The 20,202-nt window shown below is 51.3% G+C and carries 20 protein-coding genes; 11 read left to right on the top strand and 9 right to left on the bottom strand.

Annotated features, from left to right (window positions below; translation table 11 throughout):
- Positions 1-240 precede the first annotated feature (240 nt).
- From argC to PsAD13_RS02765, 3 genes are all read left to right on the top strand, one after another.
- Positions 241-1,188 (top strand): N-acetyl-gamma-glutamyl-phosphate reductase, encoded by a 948-nt coding sequence (gene argC / locus PsAD13_RS02775; RefSeq protein ID WP_063317217.1) that lies wholly within the window; start codon positions 241-243, stop codon positions 1,186-1,188.
- A 40-nt stretch (positions 1,189-1,228) separates the two neighbouring features.
- Positions 1,229-1,834 carry a 3-isopropylmalate dehydratase small subunit gene (leuD, locus tag PsAD13_RS02770; RefSeq protein WP_063317216.1) on the top strand — a complete coding sequence of 202 codons (606 nt, stop codon included), beginning with the start codon at positions 1,229-1,231 and terminating at the stop codon, positions 1,832-1,834.
- 88 nt (positions 1,835-1,922) lie between these two features.
- A complete protein-coding gene (locus PsAD13_RS02765) occupies positions 1,923-2,459 on the top strand; it encodes a hypothetical protein (protein ID WP_208986386.1) in 537 nt (178 codons plus the stop codon).
- A gap of 46 nt (positions 2,460-2,505) precedes the next feature.
- On the opposite strand, the gene PsAD13_RS02760 is transcribed toward PsAD13_RS02765, so the two are convergent.
- Both PsAD13_RS02760 and PsAD13_RS02755 read right to left on the bottom strand, forming a co-directional pair.
- A complete protein-coding gene (locus PsAD13_RS02760; protein WP_063317215.1) occupies positions 2,506-3,183 on the bottom strand; it encodes an ankyrin repeat domain-containing protein in 678 nt (225 codons plus the stop codon).
- Positions 3,184-3,325: 142 nt separating this feature from the next.
- Positions 3,326-3,949 carry a LysE family translocator gene (locus tag PsAD13_RS02755; RefSeq protein ID WP_063317214.1) on the bottom strand — a complete coding sequence of 208 codons (624 nt, stop codon included), beginning with the start codon at positions 3,947-3,949 and terminating at the stop codon, positions 3,326-3,328.
- Positions 3,950-4,040: 91 nt separating this feature from the next.
- Between PsAD13_RS02755 and PsAD13_RS27205 the strand changes: the two genes are divergently transcribed.
- A complete protein-coding gene (locus PsAD13_RS27205) occupies positions 4,041-4,511 on the top strand; it encodes an Lrp/AsnC family transcriptional regulator (RefSeq protein WP_082596803.1) in 471 nt (156 codons plus the stop codon).
- A 12-nt stretch (positions 4,512-4,523) separates the two neighbouring features.
- On the opposite strand, the gene PsAD13_RS02745 is transcribed toward PsAD13_RS27205, so the two are convergent.
- Positions 4,524-4,961: a cyclic nucleotide-binding domain-containing protein gene (locus PsAD13_RS02745; RefSeq protein ID WP_208986385.1), complete on the bottom strand. Its 438-nt coding sequence runs from the start codon at positions 4,959-4,961 to the stop codon at positions 4,524-4,526.
- Between the two features lie 94 nt (positions 4,962-5,055).
- Positions 5,056-5,739 carry a response regulator transcription factor gene (locus tag PsAD13_RS02740; protein WP_063286368.1) on the bottom strand — a complete coding sequence of 228 codons (684 nt, stop codon included), beginning with the start codon at positions 5,737-5,739 and terminating at the stop codon, positions 5,056-5,058.
- A 265-nt stretch (positions 5,740-6,004) separates the two neighbouring features.
- Here PsAD13_RS02740 and PsAD13_RS02735 point away from each other — a divergent pair, with 265 nt between their 5' ends.
- The 7 genes from PsAD13_RS02735 to PsAD13_RS02705 all read left to right on the top strand — a co-directional run bounded on the left by PsAD13_RS02735 (position 6,005) and on the right by PsAD13_RS02705 (position 12,156).
- Complete coding sequence (locus PsAD13_RS02735) at positions 6,005-6,511, top strand: L,D-transpeptidase family protein (protein ID WP_244275091.1); 507 nt, start codon at positions 6,005-6,007, stop codon at positions 6,509-6,511.
- 152 nt (positions 6,512-6,663) lie between these two features.
- Entirely contained in the window at positions 6,664-7,569 is a 906-nt protein-coding gene (dapF, locus tag PsAD13_RS02730) for a diaminopimelate epimerase (RefSeq protein ID WP_063317211.1), read from the top strand.
- Positions 7,566-8,834 carry a tRNA (N(6)-L-threonylcarbamoyladenosine(37)-C(2))-methylthiotransferase MtaB gene (gene mtaB, locus PsAD13_RS02725; protein ID WP_063317210.1) on the top strand — a complete coding sequence of 423 codons (1,269 nt, stop codon included), beginning with the start codon at positions 7,566-7,568 and terminating at the stop codon, positions 8,832-8,834. Before dapF ends, mtaB begins: the two co-directional genes overlap by 4 nt.
- Positions 8,835-8,864: 30 nt before the next feature.
- Complete coding sequence (gene ftsY, locus PsAD13_RS02720; RefSeq protein ID WP_057463048.1) at positions 8,865-10,418, top strand: signal recognition particle-docking protein FtsY; 1,554 nt, start codon at positions 8,865-8,867, stop codon at positions 10,416-10,418.
- 145 nt (positions 10,419-10,563) lie between these two features.
- The gene (locus PsAD13_RS02715) at positions 10,564-11,175 is read left to right on the top strand and encodes a LysE family translocator (RefSeq protein ID WP_063317376.1); all 612 of its coding nucleotides are present in this window, start codon (positions 10,564-10,566) and stop codon (positions 11,173-11,175) included.
- A 42-nt stretch (positions 11,176-11,217) separates the two neighbouring features.
- The gene (locus PsAD13_RS02710) at positions 11,218-11,679 is read left to right on the top strand and encodes an isoprenylcysteine carboxylmethyltransferase family protein (protein WP_063317209.1); all 462 of its coding nucleotides are present in this window, start codon (positions 11,218-11,220) and stop codon (positions 11,677-11,679) included.
- A gap of 144 nt (positions 11,680-11,823) precedes the next feature.
- Positions 11,824-12,156, top strand: a complete 333-nt coding sequence (locus PsAD13_RS02705) for a hypothetical protein (protein ID WP_063317208.1) — start codon at positions 11,824-11,826, stop codon at positions 12,154-12,156.
- A 93-nt stretch (positions 12,157-12,249) separates the two neighbouring features.
- Here PsAD13_RS02705 and PsAD13_RS02700 read toward each other — a convergent pair whose 3' ends face one another.
- From PsAD13_RS02700 to PsAD13_RS02680, 5 genes are read right to left on the bottom strand one after another with little or no spacing between them, the layout of a single operon-like run.
- Positions 12,250-13,881 carry an ABC transporter ATP-binding protein gene (locus tag PsAD13_RS02700; protein WP_063317207.1) on the bottom strand — a complete coding sequence of 544 codons (1,632 nt, stop codon included), beginning with the start codon at positions 13,879-13,881 and terminating at the stop codon, positions 12,250-12,252.
- Positions 13,882-13,898: 17 nt separating this feature from the next.
- A complete protein-coding gene (locus PsAD13_RS02695) occupies positions 13,899-15,083 on the bottom strand; it encodes an ABC transporter permease (RefSeq protein ID WP_063294293.1) in 1,185 nt (394 codons plus the stop codon).
- Positions 15,084-15,089: 6 nt separating this feature from the next.
- Positions 15,090-16,199, bottom strand: a complete 1,110-nt coding sequence (locus PsAD13_RS02690) for a microcin C ABC transporter permease YejB (protein ID WP_063286361.1) — start codon at positions 16,197-16,199, stop codon at positions 15,090-15,092.
- 15 nt (positions 16,200-16,214) lie between these two features.
- The gene (locus tag PsAD13_RS02685) at positions 16,215-18,086 is read right to left on the bottom strand and encodes an ABC transporter substrate-binding protein (RefSeq protein WP_063317206.1); all 1,872 of its coding nucleotides are present in this window, start codon (positions 18,084-18,086) and stop codon (positions 16,215-16,217) included.
- The gene (locus PsAD13_RS02680; protein ID WP_063317205.1) at positions 18,086-19,951 is read right to left on the bottom strand and encodes an extracellular solute-binding protein; all 1,866 of its coding nucleotides are present in this window, start codon (positions 19,949-19,951) and stop codon (positions 18,086-18,088) included. The genes PsAD13_RS02685 and PsAD13_RS02680 overlap by 1 nt, the downstream gene beginning before the upstream one ends.
- Between the last annotated feature and the right edge of the window lie 251 nt (positions 19,952-20,202).

The following is a 20,202-nucleotide window of genomic DNA, read 5'->3' as shown; positions in this document are numbered from 1 at the left end:
CGCGACAAGAATCCCGCAAAAACATCGTTTTCAGTAGAATGTGTTCGGATGTGAGCGACATACGGGAATTCTTGTAATATTCGAAAAGCTCTTCCTGTGAACCTGAAGTTGCTTGAGCCCCCCTCAACTGCCAATTGAGGACAGAGGCCTAAAAAAACGCGCCCTATTCTGTGACAATGGGTGATGGACGTTGTACAACCCCTGAACCTAATTCCAACTACAAGCTCCAAGGAGTCGAAAATGTCAGTGCGCGTGTTCATTGATGGAGAAGCCGGAACGACGGGTCTACAGATCCGCGAGCGTCTGGCCGGGCGCCGTGACATTGAGATCCTCAGCATCGCTCCGGAGCGCCGCAAGGAGCTGGCAGCTCGTGCCGAGCTTTTGAATTCTGCTGATGTTGCAATCCTGTGCCTGCCCGATGCAGCTGCACTGGAAAGCGTGTCACTCATCAAGAATGACAGCACCCGCGTAATTGATGCATCTTCTGCGCACCGTGTTAATCCAGATTGGGCCTATGGCTTCCCTGAGATGACGAAGGATCAGGCGGAGATCATTTCCAACGCGCGTTTCGTTTCCAATCCGGGTTGTTACCCGCAAGGCGTGATCGCGACTGTGCGGCCACTGCTGGAAGCTGGGGTTATTCCGTCCACCCACGCACTCACTGTGAACGCAGTTTCCGGTTATACTGGCGGTGGCCGTCAGATGATTGAAAAGTATGAGGCCAGCGACAAGCCGTCTTCTTACTGGCCTTACGGCTTGCAGTTTGGACACAAGCATCTGCCGGAAATGCAGCTGTATGCTGACCTTGCCCATGCACCATTGTTCCAGCCAGCAGTTGGCAACTATGCGCAGGGCATGATGACATTTGTGCCGTTGCAGCTGGGACAACTGCGTAACGCATCGACAGGCAAAGACCTGCACGCTGTGCTTGATGATCATTTCTCCAGCATTGCTGGCGATGTGGAGGTCGCACCGTTTGAAAGCGTCAACGCAATTGAGGACCTGAGCCCGGAAATCTTCAACGGTACAAACAAAATGCAGCTGCACGTTTTTGCCAATGATGACCGGCACCAAGCTCTGCTGGTCGCAATCTATGACAACCTTGGCAAGGGCGCTTCCGGCGCAGCCGTCCAAAACCTGAATATTATGATGGGCCTGAACGAGAGCATTGATCTCGCTGTAGCCTAATAAAAATTAGAGAATTCCAGAGATCCGAGGAGAGTATTCCATGGAAAAGTTTAGTACACTGACAGGCGTTGCTGCGCCGCTGCCACTGGTCAACATCGACACCGATATGATCATTCCGAAGCAGTTTCTGAAAACCATCAAGCGTTCAGGCCTTGGCACTGCACTTTTCCATGAGATGCGTACCAACGACGACGGTTCCAGAAACGAAGAGTTTGTGCTGAACAAGCCAAGCTACGAGAATGCCCAGATCCTTGTTGCTGGCGACAACTTCGGCTGCGGATCTTCCCGTGAGCACGCGCCGTGGGCTCTGCTGGATTACGGCATTCGTTGTGTGATCTCCACCAGCTTTGCTGACATCTTCTACAACAACTGCTTTAAAAACGGCATTCTGCCGATCGTGGTGAGTCAGGAAGATCTCGACAAACTTATGGACGATGCATCCCGCGGTGCGAATGCGACTCTGACAGTTGATCTGGAAGAACAGGAAGTTCGCGGCCCGGATGGCGGCTCAATCAAGTTTGATCTGGACCCACACCGCAAGCACTGCCTGCTGAACGGCCTTGACGACATTGGTCAGACTTTTGAAAAGACCCACCACATCGACAGCTACGAAGACAAACTGGGACTGAGCCATCCTTGGCACTGATTAAGTTGGTATAAAGCAAATTTTTCAGGGCGCCCTTGTGGCGCCCTTGCTATATGGACTCCGCACGGTGCAATCCTTGGAGATCTGAATGAATAAAGACGCTGGCAAGAGCTTCTCGTTGAAGGCGACATTTATTTGGAGTTTCGCAGCCTTATTCCTTCCAGTCTGGATTCTAGGCTTCACTGCCAGCATTTTTGCCGGAACTTGTCAGAAGCCTGGTATTGATGAAGAGAGAAAAGTCCGCGCCTGCAGCATTTCCATCACAACAGGTTTCTTGAATACCCTCATCGCATCTGAAGAAAAGAAACTTGCGATGTTGTACTTAGAACGCGGCATTGCACTTAGTCACCTCGATCATTCGCAAGAAGCAATTGAGGACTTTAGGCTCGCGATAGAGAAGGCTACCGGCATTCCATTACCTGAGTTGGCTCAGCGCATTGAAGCTAATGACGACTTTCTGGAATTCTTCCATAAGCGCACAGGCCAAAAGCTCACTCGATCCCCTCTTTCATCTCTTGGGTATTCTAGCAGAAAGCGATTTGAAGGGCTGATCTTGCGGTTGATTAGTGAGGACCCAGCTTCCAAAGCTTGGTCCAACTGGGAAAAGCTGCTTAAAGAGGCTTAAGCTAAAGAGCCTTGTCTCCTCACCAATCTCTGTCAGCTTAACCAGCCTAGTCTTCCAAGAGCTGCACGATTGCTGTGTGGCCTTTGTTGCGGGCGTGGTCGATTGGGAGGGCGCCGTTACGGTCAGCGATGGTTTTATCAGCTCCGGCATCAACGAGTTTCTTGACGATCGTCTGATAAGGTTCACTGCTGTCGCCAAGAATGGTGGCCTCAAGAAGGGCAGTCCAGCCCAGATTGTTGACATGATCAAGCGGTGCGCCAGCATCAATCAGCATGGAAACAATCTCGACAGACCCCTGATGGCTGCCGTAGATGAGTGCAGAGCCTTCATAGACAGATGTCACCATGGAAGGGTCGATCCCTAAGTCCAGAGCCAACCGTGCCAGTTCAGGGTTACTCGTGGTGATCGCGATGTTCAGCACATCACGCTTTTTGGCGTCCATTAGATTGATATCAGCGCCGAGTTTGACCAAGTGCTCGACCAGCTCAAGGTCTCCACGTCTGGCTGCAACGATAACCGCTGTATCACCAGATCTGTCACGGGCATCCAGCGACGCTCCGGCTTTTGCGATTTGGTCTAATGCCTTCATGTCATTCGCCTCTACTGCAGCAAAAACGTCTTGCTCTGTATAAGTTTGAGCAAGCGCAGAAGAGTTTAGCCCACCCAGCGTGAGCAGTGTAGCCACAACGGCTCCTGCAAGTACTTTACTGACTGTGTTTGGCATGGAAGCAATTTCCTCTTTGAGTGAGACGTTGGTTGGCTCAGTCAAAGCGGCAAACTATGACTGCATGAAGGCGACATGCAGTCATATCACAAGCGGACGGCTTGATTTACAATGCGCTTTTCAAAAGATCGTGCAGATGTGTTTACGCTATATCGGCAACGACCATAGAGATGCCGACAGCAAACACGCAAAGGCTGGCGAGCATGGAGACGCGTTTGCCGTTGTTGCTGTTTGCCAGCCACACGCGGGCAGGGCCGGAAACGAGGCTGCCAACGCCGTAGTAAACAATCAGGCAGAGCAGGCTTGCCACCATGCCGAAAACCAACGCGTAGAGCCAGAAAGGCATAACCTCCGGCACATAGAACTGCGGCAGCAGGGAGAAATAGAAGAGCATTCCCTTTGGGTTCAGCAAACTGGTGAGGAAGCCGAACTTCAGATCATTGGTATCTGCTGGTGCTTGTTGCTCATCTTCTGAAGTCCACATGCCGCTTGCGAAGAAGAGGCGATAGGCCAGGTACATAAGGTAGGCCAGACCTACCCAGCGGATTGCCTGAAACAGCCTTGGTTCCGCCAGAAAGAGAGACTGAAAGCCCGCAGCAACCAAAACGGTAAACACGAGATAGCCTGCTGAAATTCCGAGAGATGCTTTGAGGGCAGCGGCTTTTCCGCTCGCAAGTGCCCTGCTGGTGACATACAGCATATCCGGGCCGGGCACGATAATCAGACTTAGGATGGTGATCAAAAAGAGAAGGGTATTCGCTGCCATTGAGAGTATTTTCTTATGAGAGGTTTTATTCCAAATTTTCTCCGAATATACTGCGGCGCATATCCTCCGAATATCGAATTGATTCCGAAAAATGACTTCTTCTCACCATCTCGACCGAACAGACTTCGTCATATTGGAAATTTTGCAGAATAATGCACTGCTTCCCAATAAACAGGTAGCTGCAGAGGTTAACCTGAGCCCATCTGCTTGCCATGAGCGTATTAAGCGCTTGAAAGACAGTGGTATTTTACAGAGTAGCCATGCGGTTGTGGACCCGAAAGCCTATGGAGTGGGCTTTGAGGCAATGTTCTTCATTCAGCTGGACAGACACGAAGCACTTCTGGTGGAGGAATTCATGCAGGAGGTTGTTGGGCTACCGGAAGTAAAATCCGTCACGCTCATCAGTGGAGCATACGATATCGTCGCCCATCTGCGTGTTCGCGATATCGATCACCTGAAAAGCCTTGCCTTTGAGAAGTTCACAAAGCGGGCCTACATCACCAAGATCGAAAGCTCGATTATCTATGATTTTAAAGAGAGCCGTGTGCAGAAGCCGCTTTAAAGGGCTGCTGGCTTAACTGCGCTTAGCAGCAACTTCTTGTTTATGGCGCTCATTGAGAGCGTCCACTTCGTCCAACTTGCGACCAACGCGCGCCAAAGCGGCAGCAGCTGTCGTAAACTGGTTAGCTTTATCGACATAAAGCTTTTGTGCCGTTTCTGGGAATTCCTGCAGCATGCGGGAGAAGAGTGAGCGGAGGACGCGGATCAATTCGCAATTTTCAAGTGCGACAGCGCGGGCCGGACGTTTGCCCTCAGCCATCAGCGCGTTTTCGCCGAACAGAGTACCGGGGCCGTAGGTGCCTCTGGGACGCGCGTCGCGCCCCATACCGGTTTCCAGCTGCACCTTGCCGATTGTCAGCACAATGCCACCGTCTGCCCGCTCACCCTCATTAAAAATCGTTCCACCTTTAGACACCTGCATGGTTTCCGCACTGAATGCGAGCAGGCGCAACTGGTCCTCTGAAAATTGCGAGAGGAGAGGAACGCGTCTTAAGATTTCGATGTCGCGGGCTAGACTCATAGTTCTTGGATTAGCTGCTTATGCCTCAAGGCACAAGCTTATATCCACCAGCTTCTGTCACGAGCAGCTCCGCATTGGACGGATCACGCTCAATTTTCTGACGCAGACGGTAAATATGAGTTTCCAGCGTGTGTGTGGTGACGCCGGAGTTGTAGCCCCAAACCTCATGCAGCAGCACGTCGCGTGTCACTGGCTTTTCACCTGCACGGTAGAGGAACTTCAGGATAGAAGTTTCTTTTTCGGTCAGACGAACCTTCCCACCATTATCGTCCTGCATGGACTTTGCAGCAGGCTGGAAGGAATAACGGCCAATGGTGAACACAGCATCTTCGCTCTGTTCATGCTGACGCAGATGCGCACGAATGCGAGCAAGCAGAACAGCGAACTTGAATGGCTTGGTGACGTAGTCGTTTGCACCAGCTTCCAAACCAAGGATTGTGTCACTGTCTGTATCATGACCGGTGAGCATGATGACTGGAGCGCCAAAGCCTGCTTTACGCAGCAACTTCACAGCTTCACGGCCATCAATGTCCGGCAGACCAACGTCCATCAGAACCAGGTCGAAGTGATCTTCTTTTGCTTTTTTGATGCCAGTCGCAGCACTGTCAGCTTGAGTGGTTTCAAATTCATCATAAAGCGACAGCTGCTCAACGAGCGCTTCGCGCAGATCGTTATCGTCATCTACAAGCAGAATTTTACGTGCAGTCATATTCTCACCCAATCACCAATCTTTGGTGCTAGCCCTAAAACTTATCTCACATAAATACATGAAGGGTTGCCGAAAAAAAGGCGAGCAAAAACGTGGTAAATCTCAAAGTTTTTCGTAAAATCTACTTCACGCGTAAGTGACCCCCGCTTTATTTGGGAGTGTTTCTCCCGGTGTTTTCCGCAGGACAACAGGTTCATAGATGCTTCCTCTCGCAGTACCCACTCCCCCCGCAAAGCTACTTAAGAAGACCCAGAAGACCCTATTTGTGCGGCATACAGGTGATGAGCCTCACTCAGGAACGTTGACGCTAGGCGCAGTAACATTTGCGTGTGCACTTGGACGATCTGGTTTGACGCACACAAAGCGCGAAGGTGACGGCGCAACTCCGATTGGGCGTTTTGAACTGCTGAATGTGTATTACCGCTCGGATCGCAGCTCTTGTCCAGTCACATATTTGCCAGTTTCACCCCTGTCTCAAAGCGACGGGTGGTGTGATTCTCCTCAGGTTGCTCTTTATAACCGCCCCGTCGATCTGCCGTTTGAGCCCAGCCATGAGAAGATGTGGCGAGATGACCGGCTTTACGACATTGTTGTCGTGCTGGATTGCAATATGTATCCGGCGGTCAAAGGCGAAGGCAGCGCAATCTTCTTTCACGTGGCACGAGAAGGCTTTTTACCGACAGAGGGATGCGTTGCGGTTTATCCGGAAGTGATGCGCGAAATCCTGAAGGAAATGGCGCCCGGTGACATGCTGGAAGTCTGTGCGGATTAGTGCAAAACCAGAGAATTCGATTAGAGAGGCTTTAAAGCTGGCCTCACAATCGTCTCAGACAAGGTTTTTCCCTGCATTTTCCCTAGTAATCTAAAGTAATTTAATCCATATAGTGCCTTCTTGACGGATTACGCATGAATGGAAGCAAGCTCATGGCGGATACGCTGGTTCCCTTTTTGAAAATGAACGGTTTAGGCAATGATTTCGTGGTGTTTGATGGCCGCGCAAAGAAGGTTGTCTTAACTCCGGCGCAAATTGCAGCTATCGGAGACCGCGAAAAGGGTATTGGTTTTGACCAGATGATTACGGTCGAGCCTGCAAGTTCTGATGCTTATGCCTTTATGCGCATCCACAATCGCGATGGCAGCGAAGTCGATGCTTGCGGTAACGCAACACGCTGCATTGGCCGTCTGCTAATGGGTGAAGCAAGCACTCCAAGCGTTCCTATTCAGACCAACGCTGGTTTGCTGATTGCACATGCTTCTGACACAGAGACGCTGGTGAGCGTTGATATGGGCAGGCCTCGCCTTGAGTGGGATCAGATTCCACTGGCAGAAGAGTTTGCTGATACGCGCGCCATTGAGCTACAGATCGGGCCGATTGATGCTCCGGTTCTGCACTCGCCAAGCGTTGTGAATGTTGGTAATCCGCATGCGATTTTCTGGGTGGATGATATTGAAGCCCACGACCTTGAGCGATTTGGACCTTTGCTTGAGTGTCATCCGATGTTCCCTGAAAAGGCGAATATCTCTCTTGCTCAGATCATCGGCAAAAACGAAATTCGCCTGAAGGTCTGGGAACGTGGTGTTGGCTTGACGCGAGCCTGTGGCACTGCAGCCTGCGCAACAGGTGTTGCAGCAGCACGGACAGGCCGGACCGCACGAAAGTGCACCGTCCATCTGCCGGGAGGACCGCTGGGTATTGAGTGGCGTGAGGACAACGACCACATCATGATGACCGGTGAAACCGCAATTGAATTCGAGGGCGAGCTCAATCTCGACACCCTCACCTACACAAAGACCGCTTCGGGGGACGCGGCAATGGAGCCTACGCAGTGAGCATTGATGTTGTGACATTTGGCTGCCGACTGAACGCTTATGAGTCGGAAGTGATGAAGCGCGAAGCAGAGGCCGCGGGCCTTAAGGATGCCGTGCTGATCAACACATGTGCCGTGACCAACGAAGCTGTCCGTCAAGCACGACAGACCATTCGCAAAACCCGCCGCGAAAATCCAGATGCACGTATTATCGTGACTGGCTGTGCAGCACAGACAGAATCTGAAACCTTTGCCGAGATGGGCGAAGTGGATCTGGTTCTTGGTAACTCTGAAAAGCTGGAACGCGCCTCTTATGGCCGTGTCGCTCAGTTTGGCATTGAAGAAACCGAGAAGGTGCGCGTTAACGACATTATGAGCGTGCGCGAGACCGCAGGTCACCTGATTGATGGGCTGGAAGGACGCTCTCGTGCGTTTGTTCAGGTTCAGAACGGCTGTGACCATCGCTGCACCTTCTGCATCATCCCTTATGGCCGTGGTAACTCCCGCTCTGTGCCGATGGGTGTTGTCATTGACCAGATCAAACGCCTTGTCGACAACGGATATGGCGAGATTGTTCTGACTGGCGTTGATATTACGTCCTACGGTGCAGATTTGCCGGGAACGCCTAAACTTGGCACGCTTTGTTCCAAGATTTTGAAGATGGTGCCTGATCTCAAGCGCCTGCGTCTGTCCTCCATCGACAGCATTGAAGCTGATGATGAGCTGATGGACGTAATCGCGCATGATCATCGCCTGATGTCGCATCTGCACCTTTCCTTGCAGGCTGGCGACAATATGATCCTCAAGCGCATGAAGCGCCGTCATTCCCGCGAAGACACGATCCAGTTCTGCGAAGACGTGCGTAAGATGCGTCCGGATGTTGTCTTTGGCGCTGACATTATTGCCGGTTTCCCGACTGAGACCGATGAGATGTTTGAGAACACCCTGCGCATCGTTGATGAGTGTGGGCTGACACATCTGCATGTGTTCCCGTTTTCTCCACGTCCAGGTACTCCAGCGGCCCGTATGCCGCAGCTCGATCGCAAGATCATTAAAGAGCGCGCTGCACGCCTTCGTGAAAAAGGTCAGGAAGCTTTGCTGGCTCACCTTCGTGCCGAAGTGGGCAAGAAGCGCGAGATCCTGATTGAGCGTGAGGGACTTGGTCGCACTGAGCAATTTACTCAGGTTGAACTGGATGCGGATGTTGCCGGAAGCCTTGTCTCCGCACGCATTACAGGGCATACCGAAAGACATCTAATTGCAGTGCCACTTGGCAAAGCAGCTTAAGCTTTTACATTTCAAAGGTATCTTTCCAGCATGAGCGAAAAGAAGCGCGGTTTTTTCAGTCGCCTGTTTGGCGGTTCCTCAGAAGAAACACAGAGCCTTCAGGAGGAAAAAGCTCCTGACAGTGCAGAGCTGCGTGAGTCTTTAGAAGGCGTTCAATCCGTTCCGCTTGACCCTGTTAAAGGCCTTGAAGAAACGGCTGAAGCAATCGCAGATGAAACTCTTGATCTGGAAAATCCAGAGCTCACACCTGAGTTGGAGCCTGCGACTGAAGAGAAAGTTTCTGATAAGCCTCATGATTTGGATGAGGCAGAAACCAAAGCCCTAGAAGAGACCGCCTACCTGGACAATGACGATCTGCATGAAGAAAATTCAGCAGACGTTGAGCCTGAGCAAGATATACTTTCCCCAAAGGTCAGCGATGATGCTGCGCCCGTTGCTGAGGATACTGCCGATGGACAACCCGTTCTCACAGATGAGATCACTGAAGCATCAGGAACAGCGGAAGGACCTGAAGAAGCAGGAAGCTCTGAAAGTGTTCGGGAAAGCGGAGGATCCGGAGGAGACGAGGAAACTGGAGCGGTCGAAGAGAGCCGAGAGGCTGAAGAAGCTGGAGAAACTCCGGGAATTGCGGAAACTGGAGAAGATGTTCCAGTAAAGACGAGCTGGTTCCAGCGTCTTAAAGCTGGCCTCTCCCGTTCTTCTAATGCCCTATCCGAGGGCATCAGCTCGATCTTCACCAAGCGCAAGCTGGATGCAGATACTCTTGAAGAGCTGGAAGATATTCTGATTCAAGCAGACCTTGGCATTGATACAGCGATTGCGATTACCGACCGTGTATCTGATGGTCGCTATGATAAGGAAATTTCAGGCGAGGAAGTCCGCAGTATCCTTGCTGAAGAAATTGAAAGCGTCTTAGAACCTGTTGCTAAACCGCTGGACCTTGAAAGCGGTCATAAACCACACATCGTCTTGATGGTTGGCGTAAACGGTACAGGCAAAACCACCACAATCGGTAAGCTATCATCTCTGCTGCATGAGCAGGGTAAGAAAGTGATGCTCGCAGCGGGCGACACATTCCGCGCTGCAGCTGTTGAACAGCTGAAAATTTGGGGTGAGCGCACTGGTGCTGAAGTTGTGGCGCGCGATACTGGCGCAGATGCTGCTGGCCTTGCATACGATGCCGTTGATGCCGCTCTCAGCAACGATACTGATGTGCTGCTGATTGATACCGCTGGCCGTTTGCAGAACAAAGCTGAGCTGATGGATGAGCTTGAGAAGATCATTCGCGTGATCCGCAAGCGTGTTCCTGATGCACCGCATACCACTTTGCTAACCCTTGATGCGACCACAGGCCAGAATGCTCTTTCTCAGGTAGAGATTTTCGGCAAGGTTGCTGGTGTAACTGGTCTTGTAATGACCAAGCTGGACGGTACAGCCCGCGGCGGTATTCTGGTGGCGATTGCCCGTAAATACGGCCTGCCAGTGCACTTCATTGGCGTGGGTGAAGGCGTAGAAGACCTTGAGCCATTCTCAGCAAAAGACTTTGCAGCAGCGATTGCTGGCAAAGACCACGAGCAAGACTAACTAAGCTGTGTGATTTGGGAAGGCGTCCTTCGCCTTTCCACTCCTACCTACTTTCAGGTCATTTTCTTCAAGTTCATTGGACACGCCAGGGCAATCAGATAGACTGGTGCTTCTGTTGCCGTGCTATCAATTTGTGAGCTCTTCCATGACACTTGAGTATCTTCTGACCTGCTTCATTGTTGTTCTGTTGCCCGGCACAGGTGTGCTTTACACGATTGCTATCGGGCTTGGGAAAGGGCTTAAGCCAAGTGTTGCTGCTGCGTTTGGTTGTACGCTCGGGATTGTTCCTGCGGCTTTGGCAAGTATTGTTGGGGTGGCAGCGATCTTTCATAGCAGCGCCCTTGCTTTTCAGATCCTGAAGTATCTTGGGGTTGCTTATCTGCTTTACATGTCATGGAGCATTTTGCGCGGTGGTGGCGCGCTGGAAGTGAGTGGTGAAAGCCGCGAGAGAACTCTTTATCGCGCCGCACTCGACGGTATTCTGCTTAATGTGCTGAACCCAAAGCTGTCGCTGTTTTTCCTCGCTTTCCTCCCTCAGTTCGTTTCTCCTGGCAGTGAAAATACAACATCTGCTCTGCTCTTCCATGCCTTTGTTTTTATGGCACTTACATTTGTTGTTTTCATTGGGTACGGCGCAATGGCGTCGCTGGCCCGCGATTATGTGATCAACCGCCCAAAAGTTATGGCTTGGCTCAAACGAGGTTTTGCAGCTACGTTTGGCGCGCTTGGTGTTAAGCTGGCACTTTCTGAGAACTGATAGGCTTCCTGCATTTCTGGAACAACAAACTACTGGAACACAATGGAAAATTTAAAACTCAGGTTCCCGCCTGTGGCTGTCTTCTTTAGCTTTGCGGTTATCATCTGGATGGTTGCAACACTGCTTCCCGGAGATATCAATCTGCATGGTGCAGAGACAGCATTTCTTGTGATTGGCATCGGAGCTGGTGGTTATTTTGGAGTGACCGGGCTCTCTGAGTTCCGCAGAGCGCGGACAACAACAAGCCCTACACATCCTGAAAATGCGAGCGCGATTGTTTCTGACGGAATTTACTCCAAAACACGCAATCCGATGTATCTGGGCTTGCAGTTCATTCTGTTGGGATGGGCCGTCTTTCAGGGGAACTTGTTCGCTATTCCAGTTGCTCTGGGTTTTGCTGTCTATATCACCCTGTTCCAGATCAAACCGGAAGAAAACCTTTTAGAAGAGAACTTTGGTCAAGAGTACCTTGCCTACAAAGCACGCGTCCGGCGCTGGATGTAAGTTCTCCGCACGATGCACAAGCGCTTTGCTTTAAATGCTTCAACCTCCACTTCCTTTTGTTACCCTATGGTAAGAATGCACAAGTAGTGTCCCTAGCGTGATACTGGCCGTTGATCCAAAAGAAACAACAAAAGGGAGATCCTGATGGCCGTGCTTATGAAGTTTGATGATATCGATCAGGTTTACAAAGAAACCAGCAAAATCAAAGCAAACCTGAAGAAAGCCAAGGTTGACGAAAAGACCGAGGATGCTTTCATGAAAGAGCTGAACCAGAAGAAGAAACGTGCGGAAGGCAAATTTTTGGATGAAGTGAACAACGACTCCAAAATTAAGAACTTCAAGGCTGAATCTTTAAAAGGGGATGGCGGCTTCACAAAAGCACTGAAGGAAGCTGCAAAGCGGACGCCAATCCAGCTGATGGAAGCGAGTGGTAAGGTTACGCTAAAAGTCGGCAAGGATGTTGTTGTCGGAACCTAGTTCCTTACTTCCACCGTAGACTTGCTGTGACCATGGCCGAACATTCGGCCATGGGTAAGTTTTTATTGCTCATTGAGCTGAGGCAGCAGCGCATCAAGAGCTAATGACGCCCTCAATTGCTTCCAGACGGAATGCAGCAGCCATCAGGGCTTTGGTGTACTCGGTCTGCGGATTGTCAAAGACCTCGTCTGACGTCCCCGCTTCCATCACCTTGCCATGCTGCATAACGACCACATCATTGGCAAGTGCGCGGACGACCTTGAGGTCGTGCGAGATGAACAGATACGCCAAGCCATGAGCCTTTTGCAGATCGCGAAGCAAGTCGACGACCTGTGCCTGAACGCTCATATCCAACGCTGACGTTGGCTCGTCCAGCATTACAAACTTTGGCTCAAGCACCATTGCCCGCGCAATCGAGATACGCTGACGCTGCCCGCCTGAGAATTCATGCGGATAACGGAACCTTGTAGCAGCATCCAGCCCCACTTCTTCCAGCGCACCTGCAACCTTGGCTTCCCGTTCTTTGGCCGTGAGGTTGGGCATGTGGATCTTGAGGCCTTCGCCAACAATCTCCGAGACTGACATACGCGGCGACAGGGAGCCGAATGGATCCTGAAACACGATTTGCATATCCCGGCGCAGCGGACGCATCTGTTTCCAGGAGTGTTCCTGAATATCAGAGCCATTGAAGCTGATCTGACCGTTTGAGGAGATCATACGCAGGATCGCGAGGCCCAGCGTGGTCTTGCCTGACCCACTTTCGCCCACAATGCCCAGTGTCTGCCCAGCGCGAACGGTCACATCAATGCCATCAACTGCTTTGATGTGGCTGACTGTTTTACGCAGAAAGCCGCGTTTGACGGGGAACCAGACCTTGAGGTCTTTGGCTTCCATGACAATTGGCTGACTGGTATCGCCGGCAGGTGGATGCCCTTTAGGTTCTGCTGCCAGCAGATGCTGGGTGTATTCGTGTTGAGGGCTTTCGAAAATATCTTCGGTATCGCCGTGTTCGACAATTTTGCCTTGTGTCATCACACAAACACGATCAGAGATCCGGCGAACAATGCCGAGGTCGTGCGTGATGAAGAGCATGGCCATGCCTGTGCTCTTCTGCAGGTCTTTCAGCAGCTGCAGGATTTGCGCCTGAACCGTGACATCGAGTGCTGTTGTCGGTTCATCCGCAATCAACAAGTCCGGCTCGTTTGCCAATGCCATGGCGATCATGACACGTTGACGCTGACCACCGGAGAGCTGGTGCGGATAGGACTTCAGGCGTTCTTCCGGATTTGGAATACCGACCTGATCCAAAAGTTCTAGTACCCGCTTTCGTGCATTCGTCTCACCGAGGCCACGGTGGATCTTCAGAATCTCCGCGATCTGCTGTTCGATGGTGTGTAGCGGGTTCAGTGAACTCATAGGCTCCTGAAAGATCATAGAGATCTTGTTGCCACGCACACGGCGCATTTCACCTTCGGTCGCAGCTATCAGGTCTTCGCCCTGATAGACGATCTTGCCAGTTGGATGGCTCGCAGACGGATAAGGCAAAAGCTTGAGCACGGACAGTGCTGAAACAGATTTGCCTGAGCCACTTTCGCCCACAAGTGCAACGGTCTCGCCTTCCTTGATGTCGAAAGAGATCTGGTCAACGGCGAGATTTTCCTTTTCGCCTTGCTGGAAGGCGATGGAAAGGTCCTCAACAGAGAGGAGCGTTTGATTATCAGTCATATGCGATCCTCCCTTCTTCAGTTCATCGTTTTACGTGGATCAAAGGCGTCGCGAACTGCTTCACCGATGAAGATCAGCAGGCTGAGCATAATCGACAGGACGAAGAAGCCTGTCATGCCAAGCCATGGCGCTTGAAGGTTGTTCTTGCCCTGCTTGAGCAGCTCACCCAGCGAGGCGGAGCCCGGAGGCAAGCCGAAGCCGAGGAAGTCCAGCGCTGTCAGCGTGGAGATAGACCCATTCAGGATGAACGGCATGAATGTAAGCGTTGCGACCATCGCGTTTGGCAGCAGATGGCGGCGCATGATCGTACCATTGGAAACGCCTAAAGCTCGCGCAGCGGAGATGTACTCGAAGTTCCTGCCTCTCAGGAACTCCGCCCGGACGACACCAACCAAGGCCACCCATGAGAAGGCGAGCAGGATTGAGAACAGGATCCAGAATCCTGGCGTCAGTACCGACGAAATAATCAAGATGAGGTAGAGCGTCGGCATTGCCGTCCAGATTTCAATGAAGCGCTGTAAACCGAGGTCAACCCAACCACCGTAGAAGCCTTGCACGGCGCCGGCCCCAATGCCGATGACGGAGGATGCCAGTGTTAGCGCTAGGCCGAAGAGCACGGAGATACGGAAACCGTAGACAAGGCGAGCGAGGACATCACGGCCCTGATCATCAGTGCCGAGCCAGTTCCAGTTGCCAATTGTACAGTTTGGGTCGTTTACACCCTCAGCATAACGCTCACAGCGCAGCTCCTTATCCATCATCCAGCTTGGAGGAGCTGGTGCTGGGACCGGGATTTCGTTGTTGACCGTCTGGTAGGAATAGCGGATCGGAGGCCAGAGAATCCAGCCGTTGGCGTCGATCTCTTCCTGAATGAATGGATCACGATAATCCGTTGTTGCAAGGAAACCGCCGAACTTTTCCTCCGGGTAGTCCGTAAAGACCGGCATGAGCAGCTCGCCCTTATAGGAAACCAGGATTGGGCGGTCGTTGGTGATGAATTCTGCGCCCAGTGCGAGCACAAACAGGACGAGGAAAATCCAAAGGGACCAGTATCCACGCTTGTTGGCTTTGAAGTTTTGCAGGCGACGCTGGTTGAGCGGTGACAGTTTTTGCCGCTTTTCAGGCGGTTGCGTCTGCTCTGGCAGCGGATTGATTGTTTCGTAGCCCTGATCCTGAAGGCGTTTTTCGAGTTGTGTGTCCATTGCTCGTTACACCTCCCGGCTTTCGAAATCGATCCGGGGATCAATCCAGGTGTAGGTGAGGTCTGAAACCAGATTCACAATCAAACCCATCAACGAGAAGATATAAAGCGTGGCGAACATAACTGCATAGTCGCGGTTGAGCGCTGACTCGAAGCCTAACAGGCCAAGGCCATCAAGCGAGAAGATCGTCTCAATGAGGAGCGAGCCTGCAAAGAACGCCGAGATGAACGCACCCGGGAAGCCAGCAACCACGATGAGCATTGCATTGCGGAAGACGTGACCGTAAAGCACCTGACGCTCTGTCAGGCCTTTGGCGCGAGCAGTCTGAACGTACTGCTTTCGGATTTCATCGAGGAAAGAGTTCTTCGTCAAAAGCGTTGTTGTTGCAAAAGCGGAGAGTGCCATTGCAGTCAGCGGCAGAACCAGATGCCAGAAGTAGTCGAGGATACGTTGTGGCCATGACATATCGCTCCAGCCCTCTGAGGTGAGGCCTCGGAGCGGGAAGAAGTCCCAGAAGGAGCCACCGGCAAAGAGAACAATCAGCATGATTGCGAACAGGAAGCCCGGGATTGCATAGCCAACAATGATGATGCTGGACGTCCAGACATCGAACGAGGTGCCGTCTTTTACTGCTTTGCGAATACCGAGGGGAATCGAGATGCCATAGGAGATGAGCGTCATCCATAGGCCCAGCGAAATGGATACCGGTAGCTTTTCGACAATCAGATCAACAACAGCAATGTCACGGAAATAGCTTTCACCAAAATTGAAGGTCGCGTAATCCAAGATCAAGCGTCCGAAACGCTCCAGAGGAGGCTTATCGAAGCCAAACTGAACCTCGAGTTCCTTGATGAACTCCGGATCAAGGCCCTGTGCTCCTCGATATTTCGATCCTGCACTGTCTCCGCCGCCCTGATTGGCTGCAGCAGAACTTCCAAAATCACTTCCACCACCCGAAATGCGGCTGGTTGCGGATACACTATCCCCTTGCAATTGAGCGATAACTTGCTCAATCGGTCCGCCTGGTGCGAACTGAATAATGACAAAGTTGATTGCCATGATGCCGATAAGGGTCGGGATCATCAAAAGCAATCTACGCAGAATATAGGCGCCCATGGGCTTCTTTTGTCCCTAATTTTCCTTGCCGATGCGAGCGGCTTTTTCTGAATCCACCCACCACGTCGCTTCTACGGGGAAGGCATATGCCGGCATATCATTCGGAATGCCGAACATGTCCCAGACAGCTACTGTGTGGAAGGCTTTGAACCACTGCGGCACCCAGTAATAGCCTGCGCGCAGAACTCTATCCAATGCTCTAGCAGCGGTTATCATTTCCTCACGCGAGGAGGCATTCAGCGCCTTATCCACCAAATCGTCGACAGCAGGCACCTTGATGCCCGAGAGATTGTAAGATCCGAAGGTTTCAGCAGAGGCCGATGTCCAGAAGTTACGGATGCTCGGCCCAAGTGTTGGTGTCAGAGAAAAACGGTGCCCGACAATGTCATAATCGAAATCATCTACACGCTTCTGGAACTGTGCCGGATCAACGACGCGGAAGCTTGCTTCAATGCCTAACAGTCTGAGATTCTTGACATATGGCAGTACAATTCGTTCGAAAGCAGGCGAGTTGGAAAGGAATTCCATTTGCAGCTGCTTTCCGTCAGGCCCGATCAATTGCTCGCCGCGTCTGTAGTAGCCTGCCTCTTTGAGCAGAAGCGAGGCTTCTCTGAGGAGTTTGCGATCCTGACCTGAACCATTGGAAACCGGTTGCGTGATCGCTTCGCCAAAGACCCCATCTGGCAGGTCTTTCTTGTAAGGCTCAAGCAGGGCCAGTTCGGCATCGCTTGGCAGACCAACAGCCTTCATCTCCGAGTTTTCGAAGAACGACTGGGTTCTGGTGTACAGATCATAAAACAGCGCGGAATTTGACCACTCAAAATCGAAGGCATAGCCGAGCGCTTCACGGACCTTGGGATTGGAGAACTTTTCTTTGCGCGTGTTGAGGAACCAGCCTTGCGCTCCTGATGGGAGGCGGATGGCAAATTCCTTCTTGGCAACACGTCCCTCTGTCAATGCAGGGAAGTTGTATTCCGTCGCCCAGGTTTTGGAGGAGAACTCCTCGTGGAACGTTAAGCGGCCTTTCTTGAAGGCTTCAAATGTTGCTTGTCGATCACGGAAGAAGTCGAGGCGAATGATCTCGAAATTGTGGTGGCCATTGTTGACTGGCAGGTCTTTTGCCCAGTAATTCTCTACTTTTTTGTACTCAATGTACCGGCCAATCTCATAGCGTCCGACCATATATGGTCCCGAGGACAACGGCGGTGTCAGCGTTGACGCCTCGAAGTTGTAGCGGGTGTAGTACGCTTTTGAGAGGATAGGGAGAGTTGCTATCAATAAGGGAAGTTGCCTGCTGTGATTGCCTGAAAAAGCGACCGTGACAGTGTATTCATCCGGTGCGGTCGCAGAGACCATTTCCTTGATGGACTGACTGATAATCGGGTGCCCTTTTTCCTTCAGAAGGTTCAGACTGAAGGCAACATCTTCTGCATTAAGCATTGATCCGTCATGGAACCGGGCTTCTGGCCTAATTTTGAAGGTGACGAAGTTGCCGTCTTCAGAGACCAGAGCGCTCTCGGCCACCAGACCATATACGGCATCCGGCTCATCATAGGCACGCACCATCAGGCTATCAAAACAGAGCTCCATACGCGGTGGGGCATCTCCTTTGAGGATGAAGGTGTTGAACGTGTTGAAGGTCTGCGGGTTCTGATTGTAGCCCCAGCTCGGCGCAGTCATGGCGATTTTGCCACCAACCGGAGCTTCGGGATTGACGTAGTCAAACGCCGTGAAATCCTTTGGGTACTTCAGATCACCAAAGACAGAGAGGCCGTGGCTTAAGGTTCCCGCCTGAACCGGCAGGGCTCCACCGGGCACCAGAAAGGCTGCCGCAGTGGCCGCGCTGAAGTGCAGGAAGCTACGTCTACTGATTTGGCTAAGCGTCATCAATCGGCCTCCTCTATCTTCTTGGCTTTTTCTTCATCCCACCACCAGATGGTCGGGAAGCCGACGGCGTACTCAGGAAGTTGATCTGGATGAGAGAAGCGATCCCAACGGGCAACTCGGCTAAATGGCGATGTCCACCCTGGAACAACGTATTGCTCCCACATCAGAATACGGTCCAGTGCCTTAGTTGCTGCTGTCAGCTCATCGCGGTCTTTTGCATTGACAATGATCTCAATCAACTCATCAATTGCGGGTTCCTTAATTCCTGCATAGTTGCGTGAGATCGGATCATCAGCAGACTCAGATCCCCAATAACCTCGTTGTTCATTACCCGGAGAAAGAGTTTGCACCCAACTGCTGTAAATCATACCGAAATCACGGCTACGAACGCGGTTGACATATTGTGAGCTGTCGACGACGCGCAGCTGCAGGTCAATGCCAAGCTTCTTCAGCGAGGCCTTATAGCGAAGAGCAACACGCTCAAAGCGGCCACCATTCATCAGATATTCGATAGTAAATGGTTTTCCAGTTTCTTTATGGACGAGCTTGCCTTGCTTTTGTACATATCCGGCTTCTCTCAGTAGACCAATCGCCGTTCTCAGATTTGAGCGCTCCTGCCGAGAATCTTCTGAAATCGGGTTCACATAGGGTTCAGTAAAGATCTCTTGAGGCACGGGCGACTTCAGAGATTTCAAGATCTCCAATTCACGACCTTCTGGTAGGCCCGACGAGGCAAGATTTGTTCCATTGAAGAAGCTTGTGATCCGGCTGTATTGATCAAAAAAGATCGTGCGGTTCATTTCTTCGAAATTTAAGGCATAGTTCAGTGCCCGACGCACACGTCGATCTTGAAACTTCTCTTTCCGAGTATTGAGGATAAAGCCCGCCATCAAACCAATCCCACGGAAGGTTTGCGGAAACTTCTCTTTTACAATATCCCCTCGGTTAACCGCCGGAATGTCGTAGGCTGTTGCCCAATTCTTGGCAGTAGCTTCTGTGCGCCAATCAACCCGATCAGCTTTAAACGCTTCCAGTTTTACAGTTTCATCTCGATAAAATTCGAAAGTAACCAGATCAAAGTTGTTTTTTCCAACATTTACGTTCAGGTTTTTGGCCCAGTAATCTTTCACACGTTCATATGAAATAGACCGTCCAGGTACGACATCGCTAATTCTATAAGCGCCAGAACCTAACGGTACTTCTAGTGTGCCTCTTGAGACGTCTCGCAGCTCACCGTCATTGTTTTTTGCTGTCCACCAATGCTTTGGCAGAACAGCGAGCTGTCCCATAATTTGTGGTGCTTCTCGATTTCCAGGCTCATCAAAACTGAACTTGATTTCTGTTGGGCTTAAAATCTCATAGCCAGTAACATGTTCATAATAATTCTTATAAATTGGGTTCAGTTCTCGCAGTTTATCGAAGGACCACGCAACATCCTCAGCGGTAATCTGTTTGCCATCCTGCCAGCGAGCCTCTGACCGTAAGCGAAAAATAACCCAGGAGAAATCCTCAGGATACTTTAGCGCGTCGGCGATCAAGCCATATTCCGTCGAGATTTCATCATCAGAGGGAGTTGTCAGCGTGTCATAGATCAGACCAAGGCCAACTGGTGTCACACCTTTATTAGGAACAAGGTTCAAACTATCGAAAGTCCCTGTCCAAGCCATACGAACTCTGCCCCCCTTAGGAGCATCAGCATTTACATAAGGGAACTGCTCAAATCCCTCGGGCATTTTCGGCTCACCTATGAGCGAGGTCGCATACCGCCATCCAGGCTCACTGGTTTCAGCAATTGCTGCGGAGGATGTCAGGCTTGCAATGGCAAGCGCCAAACCTGTCAGTGAGCTATATAGTCTGGTACGCACAGCATTCCTCCATAAATACAATCAGTAGTTCTAGCGTAGAAAAAACACCACGCGCTGAAAATTGAACTTTTCTTGCAGCTTTCAGCCAAACTTAAACTAAGATTACGGCTGAAAACACTTCCGCTACAACGTCTTTTGCCAAGATGACAAAAATTTAACTGGAAGAAACGAGGAAAAGGTTAGCATTCACGCAAATTCAGACAATAAAAAAGCCGGGATCAAATCCCGGCTCTTTAACAATTCTACCCTCA

The sequence above is a fragment of the Pseudovibrio sp. Ad13 genome, assembly GCF_001623225.1.
Lineage (GTDB): Bacteria > Pseudomonadota > Alphaproteobacteria > Rhizobiales > Stappiaceae > Pseudovibrio.
The sequence above is the reverse complement of the archived record's forward strand: the minus strand, read 5'-3'. Positions and strand labels throughout refer to the sequence as shown.

Coding starts and splice junctions, on each gene's coding strand:
- dapF (WP_063317211.1), top strand. CDS start 6,664: ATGGCGGATACGCTGGTTCCCTTTTTGAAAATGAACGGTTTAGGCAAT.
- PsAD13_RS02760 (WP_063317215.1), bottom strand. CDS start 3,183: ATGCCAAACACAGTCAGTAAAGTACTTGCAGGAGCCGTTGTGGCTACA.
- PsAD13_RS02765 (WP_208986386.1), top strand. CDS start 1,923: ATGAATAAAGACGCTGGCAAGAGCTTCTCGTTGAAGGCGACATTTATT.
- PsAD13_RS02710 (WP_063317209.1), top strand. CDS start 11,218: ATGGAAAATTTAAAACTCAGGTTCCCGCCTGTGGCTGTCTTCTTTAGC.
- PsAD13_RS02690 (WP_063286361.1), bottom strand. CDS start 16,199: ATGGGCGCCTATATTCTGCGTAGATTGCTTTTGATGATCCCGACCCTT.
- argC (WP_063317217.1), top strand. CDS start 241: ATGTCAGTGCGCGTGTTCATTGATGGAGAAGCCGGAACGACGGGTCTA.
- PsAD13_RS02695 (WP_063294293.1), bottom strand. CDS start 15,083: ATGGACACACAACTCGAAAAACGCCTTCAGGATCAGGGCTACGAAACA.
- PsAD13_RS02685 (WP_063317206.1), bottom strand. CDS start 18,086: ATGACGCTTAGCCAAATCAGTAGACGTAGCTTCCTGCACTTCAGCGCG.
- leuD (WP_063317216.1), top strand. CDS start 1,229: ATGGAAAAGTTTAGTACACTGACAGGCGTTGCTGCGCCGCTGCCACTG.
- PsAD13_RS02755 (WP_063317214.1), bottom strand. CDS start 3,949: ATGGCAGCGAATACCCTTCTCTTTTTGATCACCATCCTAAGTCTGATT.
- PsAD13_RS02715 (WP_063317376.1), top strand. CDS start 10,564: ATGACACTTGAGTATCTTCTGACCTGCTTCATTGTTGTTCTGTTGCCC.
- PsAD13_RS02705 (WP_063317208.1), top strand. CDS start 11,824: ATGGCCGTGCTTATGAAGTTTGATGATATCGATCAGGTTTACAAAGAA.
- PsAD13_RS02700 (WP_063317207.1), bottom strand. CDS start 13,881: ATGACTGATAATCAAACGCTCCTCTCTGTTGAGGACCTTTCCATCGCC.
- PsAD13_RS27205 (WP_082596803.1), top strand. CDS start 4,041: ATGACTTCTTCTCACCATCTCGACCGAACAGACTTCGTCATATTGGAA.
- PsAD13_RS02740 (WP_063286368.1), bottom strand. CDS start 5,739: ATGACTGCACGTAAAATTCTGCTTGTAGATGACGATAACGATCTGCGC.
- ftsY (WP_057463048.1), top strand. CDS start 8,865: ATGAGCGAAAAGAAGCGCGGTTTTTTCAGTCGCCTGTTTGGCGGTTCC.